Here is a 1,566-nt window from a genome sequence, read left to right on the forward strand (position 1 = left end):
ATGTCTTATGTAGCACAAACGGGTTCTGGTTCAGATGCTGATGTGTTACAGAATGGTAATGGTAACTATTCTGATGTACAACAAAGTGGTGGTGGTGCTTCAGTTGTGGCTAACAACTCTGCTGATGTAGATCAGGATGGTACTGGGAATAAATCTTTTGTAGATCAAGTGAACAGAGAAAATAGTGCTACTGTTGATCAATTTGGTACAGAGAATAAGTCAGATTTAGCACAATCCGGTATTGGAGCGAATGACGGTATGGTAGTTCAAAATGGTACTACTAACTATGCGCATCAAAGACAAGTTAATAATGTGAGTGGTGGAGTTGCCAACGTGGCGTTAATAAATCAAGGAGATCGCACAAATGGTGCGGCACTATCCCCAGTATTGCCTTTGTTTTTTGAAGCTAATGCTGTCCTTCCAACAATTGGACCTGCACCATCGGATGGTACAATTAATAACGTAGCGTTTCAAAGCCAGACTGGACAAGGTAACGTAGCCGAAGCTGCTCAATATGGTGAGTCTGATGGAACTAACGCATACCCTGGATATTCGAAACAAATTCAAGAAGGAGATTTCAACACAGCATTTGTTATACAAAACGTGTTTGATCAAGGTGGTACATTTAATGACGACAACAGTGCATTACAAGTTCAAACTGGTGATGACAACATAGCCGCTTTAATTCAGAACGGTGATGGTCATGAAGCATGGATGATACAAGATGGTGATGACAAGGTACTAGCTGTTCAAACAGAACGAGGAAATAGTTTGGTTACCAAGCAATATGAAGGTGCTAACTTCATGGAAGTTGGTCAAGGTGGTGTAAATGGAGTTATATATGCAGCACAACGTGGTGGACAGAGTTTTATTGGTGATCAATTTGGTACTAATAACGTAATGGAAGTATTACAAGTAGGACCGGCTGGAAACTTACTTGAAACGATCGATTGCGAAATTCCTGCAAATATGGATCCAATGGATCTTCCAAACATGCAAAATCTTAACATTCCAGATATTGATGTACCTGGATTATGTGCAGATTGCTAGTAATTATTCATTAATTGAATATGAAAAAGAGGACGGAAACGTCCTCTTTTTTTTATAAGATACTTAGAGATAATTTTTTTTAAAATTTTATAGAGGTATTCTCTTATAATCTGAAAAAATAATTATTTAAAATAAAAGCGGAATTTAAGTTCTTATAAATGAAATATTTTTAATTAAAAAAGTAAGAATTGAATTACAATCAATTTAATCAAAAAGAATTTTATAAAATTTCAAACTTTTTCATAAAACTATTTGATCTGCAGTTATTTAAGATGTTTTAATTTATATTCTTATATAAATATTCTTTAATAACATGTTCTAAATTATTAAAACAAATTTATTTTTTTAACAAAACTTTAACAAGTTTTAATTATCCCCATATTTGTGTGTTTGGTCGTATTAAACTTTGCTTATGTCTAATAAAACAAATATTTTAACAATATTTTTCCTACAAATAAAATTTTCTTTTTTTTTCTGGAAATAAAGGGGTTATAAGAATCAAAAATATTGTTGCAT

The 1,566-nt window shown here is 33.1% G+C and carries 1 pseudogene; it reads left to right on the plus strand.

Annotation, left to right across the window (positions count from 1 at the left end):
* Nucleotides 1-1,050, plus strand: a pseudogene (locus ULVI_RS00940) (hypothetical protein); the annotation flags it as partial.
* Between the last annotated feature and the right edge of the window lie 516 nt (nt 1,051-1,566).

Origin of the sequence: Cochleicola gelatinilyticus (assembly GCF_001637325.1) — a bacterium.
GTDB classification, from domain to species: domain Bacteria; phylum Bacteroidota; class Bacteroidia; order Flavobacteriales; family Flavobacteriaceae; genus Cochleicola; species Cochleicola gelatinilyticus.